Source organism: Thermodesulfobacteriota bacterium, from assembly GCA_040756475.1.
In the GTDB taxonomy this organism is placed as follows: domain Bacteria; phylum Desulfobacterota; class Deferrisomatia; order Deferrisomatales; family JACRMM01; genus JBFLZB01.
In genome coordinates this window covers 1-4,796 of the sequence record JBFLZB010000265.1, presented here as the reverse complement: position 1 = coordinate 4,796, position 4,796 = coordinate 1, and the positions used below count along the sequence as shown (strand labels likewise).

Sequence of the window (4,796 nt, the reverse complement as noted above, 5' to 3'; positions counted from 1 at the left end):
TGGTGTCGTCGGCGTTGGCGAAGTGGAGCCAGCGCGCACCCGTGGGACCGTGCTCGAGCCGCACCAGGGTCGCGTTGAGCTCGTCCAGGGCCTCGAGGCGCTGGACCAGGAAGCCGTGCACGTTCTCGCCTTCGGTGGGGAGGCGCTGCATCGTTGGTGTCCTCTCGGTTGGCGTGGGGGGCGGCGGCGCAAAAGGCGGTCAGTCGGCCTCGGGCTCCCACCCCTCGAGCCGGGCCAGGTCTTCTTCGTCCAGGCCGAAGTGGTGCCCGATCTCGTGGAGCAGGGTGTCGTAGATCACGTCGAAGACCTCCAGGCCGTCTTCCCGGGCCCAGTGCTCGATGGGGCGCTGGTAGAGGAGGATGCGGTCGGGGAGCACCCCGCTCGTGTCCACGCCGCGCTCCGCGAGGGACACCCCCTGGTAGAGCCCCAGGAGCCCGTAGCGGCTCTCGATCTCCATCTCCCCCAGCGTCTCGTCATCGGGCCAGTCCTCCACCACGAAGACCACGTTGTCCACGTACCCGAGGAGCTCCTCGGGCAAGGCGTCGAACGCCTCCTCGGCCAGTTCCTGAAAACGCCTTCGATCCATGGGATACGGTGCTCCCTGCGCTGTCCGGGTGCCCCCCCGCCACACAGTCGAAATCGAAATCGAAATCGGGATCGGTATCGAGAGCCGATTCCGAGCCGATCTCCCGCGGGACGGAGGCCTCCCCTCCGGCGGCGCAGGATCCCGTGGTGTCGGAACGGGTCCGCCCATTCCAGCGGGGGAGGAAGGACATCCCTCGTCCGCAAGGGCATCCCCAAACCCGCCTGCGCCGCCTCCGGGGAGCCCCCCGTCCCGCCCCTCCAAGCTGTACCCGGCAACTCCTCCGCAGATCCGTAGCAACCAAGGTCACGGGCGAAAACCGGTGGGCCGTGCCCACCTGACCGCTGGGCGGAGGGCCCCCCCACACAGGCAATGTTTGAACCACCAAGACACAAAGACATGAAGAATGCACACTTCTCTCTTCCTCGATCTCCTTTGTGTCTTCGTGCCTTCGTGGTTCGAAGGTTTCGTGTCCTCCGGCGCGCCCCCGCCTCGACGGTCCGAGGCGCAGCCTCGTTAGCAGTCGAAGTACAGGGCGAACTCCCAGGGCACGGGGCGCATGTTCACGGCGTCCACCTCGTGCTTGCGCTTCCACCCGATCCAGGTCTCGATCACGTCCTCGGTGAACACGTCGCCCCGCAGGAGGAACTCGTGGTCCGCCTCCAGGGCGTCGAGGGCGTCGGCGAGGCTCGCGGGGGTGGAGGGCACCCCCCGGAGCTGCTCGGGGGAGAGGCCGTAGATGTCCTTGTCCAGGGGCTCGCCCGGGTCGATGCGGTTCTCGATGCCGTCGAGCCCGGCCATGAGCATGGCGGCAAAGGCCAGGTAGCCGTTGCAGCTCGGGTCGGGGGTGCGGAACTCCACGCGCTTGGCCTTGGGGTTGGTGGAGTACATGGGGATGCGTACCGCCGCCGACCGATTGCGGCTGGAGTAGGCCAGGTTCACCGGCGCCTCGTACCCCGGCACCAGCCGCTTGTAGGAGTTGGTGGAGGGGTTGCAGACGGCGCACAGGGCCGGGGCGTGCCGGAGAATGCCCCCCACGTACCACAGGGCCTCCTGGGAGAGGCCCCCGTACTTTTCCCCTGCGAAGACGTTGACCCCCTTCTTCCAGATGGACTGGTGCACGTGCATGCCCGAGCCGTTGTCCTCGAAGAGGGGCTTGGGCATAAAGGTGAGCGCCTTGCCGTTGCGCCGGGCCACGTTCTTCAGGATGTACTTGAACCACTGGAGGTTGTCGCCCTGCTCCACCAGGGGGGCGTAGCGGATGTCGATCTCGCCCTGGCCTGCGGTGGCCACCTCGTGATGCTGGAGCTCCACGTGGATGCCCACCCGCATGAGCTCCAGCACCATCTCGTTGCGCAGGTCGTTTAGGCTGTCGGTGGGGGGTGCCGGGAAGTAGCCCTCCTTGTACCGGGGCTTGTAGGCGAGGTTCGGCTGCTCGTCGCGCCCCGTGTTCCAGCGCCCTTCTTCGGAGTCCACCAGGTAGAAGGCGCTGTTGCGGGTCTGGTCGAAGCGCACGTCGTCGAAGACGAAGAACTCGGCTTCCGGCCCGAAGTAGGCCGTATCCCCCACACCTGTGCCCATCAGGTAGCTCTCGGCCTTGCGGGCGATGTGGCGGGGGTCCCGGGAGTAGGGCTCCCGGGTGATGGGGTCGAAGATGTTGCCGATGAGGTGCAGCGTCCGCTCCCGGGGAAAGGGGTCGATGCGCGCGGTTTCGGGGTCGGGGACCACGAGCATGTCGGAGGCGTGGATGGGCTGCCACCCCCGGATGCTGGAGCCGTCGAACCCGTAGCCGTCCTCGAAGGTGGCCTCGTCGAGCTCCTGGATGGGCCGGGAGTAGTGCATCCACAGCCCCAGGAAGTCCTGGAACTTGAGGTCGACGAACCGGCACTCGTTTTCCTTGGCGAACTCCAGCACTTCCCTGGGAGTCATGGTCTCTCCTCTCGGCGATGGCGAACGGCGCGAACCGGCGCCGAAGATAGCAAGCCCCGCGCGGTCTGGAAAGGGCCGAACCGTGCCGCCCCCCCGTTCGAAATCGAAATCGAAATCGGTATCAGGTCGGGGTCGATTGTGATTTCGATTTCGAGTGGGACCGAGGAACGGGAAGGCAGTTCACGATTGTTCCAGTTCCCCAAGAGGCCTACACTTTTGTCAAATTTTCTCCGGAGGACTGCCGTGACCACGACCAAGGCCCTCGAACGCAAGGTGCAGGAGCTCGGAACCCTGTACGACGTGGCGTCGGCCCTGGCCTCGAGCCTCGACCTGGACGACTGGCTCCACCGGGTGCTCCTGTGCCTGGCCGAGCGCCTGGGCATGACCCGGGGCACGGTGGCCCTGGTCTCGCCCTACGCCGAGGAGGTGCAGATCGAGGTCTCCTACGGGCTGGACCCGGAGGCGCGCCGCAAGGGCCGCTACCGATTCGGGGAGGGGGTCACGGGGCGGGTGGTGGCCACCGGCGAGCCCCTGGTGGTGACGCCGGGCAAGGACGCCCTCTTCCTCAACCGCACCCAGAGCCGCGACCTCTCCCGGGCCGACGTGGCCTTCCTGTGCGTTCCCATCCGCACCCGGGACGAGGTGCTCGGCGCCCTGAGCGTGGACCGGCTCTTCGGCGACGAGACCAGCCTGGACGAGGACGTGCGGCTCCTCACCATCATCGCCTCCATGGTGGCCCAGGCCGTGAAGCTCCACCGCCTGGTGGAGGACGAGCGGGAGCAGCTCCTGGCGGAAAAGGCGCGGCTCCAGGCGGATCTCGTGCGCCGGTACAACATCACCAACATCATCGGGAACAGCAAGGCCATGCACGAGGTCTTCGGGATGATCGCCCAGGTGGCCAGGTCCACCGCCACGGTGCTCATCCGGGGAGAGAGCGGCACGGGCAAGGAGCTCGTGGCCCACGCCATCCACTACGGAAGCCACCGGGCGAAGAAGCCCTTCGTGAAGGTCAACTGCTCGGCCATCCCGGAAACCCTCATCGAGAGCGAGCTCTTCGGCCACGAAAAGGGGGCCTTCACCGGGGCCATCGCCCGCAAGCCCGGCCGGTTCGAGCAGGCGGAGGGAGGCACGATCTTCCTCGACGAGATCGGCGACGTGAACGGGAGCACCCAGGTGAAGCTCTTGCGGGTGCTCCAAGAGAAGGAGTTCGAGCGGGTGGGGGGGTGGGAGACCCTGAAGGCCAACGTGCGGGTCATCGCCGCCACCCACCGCAACCTGGAGGAGCTCATGGAGGAGGGCACCTTCCGGGAAGACCTCTACTACCGGCTCAACGTCTTTCCCATCTACATGCCGGCCCTGCGGGAGCGCAAGACCGACATCCTGCTCCTTGCGGAGTACTTCCTGGAGCGGTACGCCCGGGAAAACGGCAAGGACATCCGGCGCATCACCACCCCGGCCATCGACATGCTGGTCGGCTACCACTGGCCGGGCAACGTGCGCGAGCTCGAGAACTGCATCGAACGGGCCGTGCTCCTGTGCGAGGAGCCGGCCGTCCACTCCTATCACCTGCCCCCCACCCTACAGACGGCGGACGCCTCCCGCAGCGGCGTGGACCTTCCCCTGGAGGAGGCCACCCGCCACTTCGAGTCCGATCTCATCGTGGACGCCCTCAAGGTGACCCGGGGCAATCTGCGCAAGGCCGCCGAGCGCCTCCAGACCACGGCGCGCATCCTGGGCTACAAGGTCCGCAAGTACGAGCTCGACCCGCGCCGCTATCGGTGAGGCAGAACCGTAGAGAGGGAGAATCGTAGACAGGATGACAGGATGGTCAGGATAGGGCCTTGGATGTCCTGTAGGTTTGCGTGCCGCTCCCAGGCTCCACTGTACCCCTCCTATCCTGTCGATCCTGTCATCCTGTCCCAGCAGACCCCGTCCTTGCCCGGGCCGGCAGGAGCTCGAGGAGGGCTTCCGCCAGGCGGGAGGGGGTGAGGGGTTTGGTCAGGGCGGGGCGGCCCGCGAGGCGGAGGATCTCGGCCGCCCGGTCGTCCGCGAAGGCCGACAGGAAGAGGATCGGCAGGCCCGGGCGCCGGGCTCTGAGGAGCTCGGCCAGGGCGATGCCGTCGGTGCCGGGCATGCGCACGTCGAGGAGCGCCGCGCCGGGCTCCCCTCCTGCGGCGCCGCCCTCGAAGGCCGTCAGGGCGTCTTCGGCCGTGCGGGCGGTGCGCACCGCAAAGCCCAGGTCCTCCAGGCCGGAGGCCAGGCTCTGGAGGAGAAGGGGGTCGTC

The 4,796-nt window shown here is 67.4% G+C and carries 4 protein-coding genes; 1 reads left to right on the top strand and 3 read right to left on the bottom strand.

The annotated features are described in order from the left end of the window. Positions 1-199: 199 nt before the first annotated feature. Positions 200-586 carry a metallopeptidase family protein gene (locus AB1578_22080; GenBank protein ID MEW6490587.1) on the bottom strand — a complete coding sequence of 129 codons (387 nt, stop codon included), beginning with the start codon at positions 584-586 and terminating at the stop codon, positions 200-202. A gap of 513 nt (positions 587-1,099) precedes the next feature. Continuing rightward, the gene (gene glnA, locus AB1578_22075) at positions 1,100-2,512 is read right to left on the bottom strand and encodes a type I glutamate--ammonia ligase (GenBank protein ID MEW6490586.1); all 1,413 of its coding nucleotides are present in this window, start codon (positions 2,510-2,512) and stop codon (positions 1,100-1,102) included. A 243-nt stretch (positions 2,513-2,755) separates the two neighbouring features. Between glnA and AB1578_22070 the strand changes: the two genes are divergently transcribed. Next, positions 2,756-4,294 (top strand): sigma 54-interacting transcriptional regulator, encoded by a 1,539-nt coding sequence (locus AB1578_22070; GenBank protein MEW6490585.1) that lies wholly within the window; start codon positions 2,756-2,758, stop codon positions 4,292-4,294. A 127-nt stretch (positions 4,295-4,421) separates the two neighbouring features. Here the strand turns inward: AB1578_22070 and AB1578_22065 are convergent. Next, positions 4,422-4,796, bottom strand: a 375-nt coding sequence (locus AB1578_22065; GenBank protein ID MEW6490584.1) for a response regulator, incomplete at its 5' end; no start/stop codon positions are given.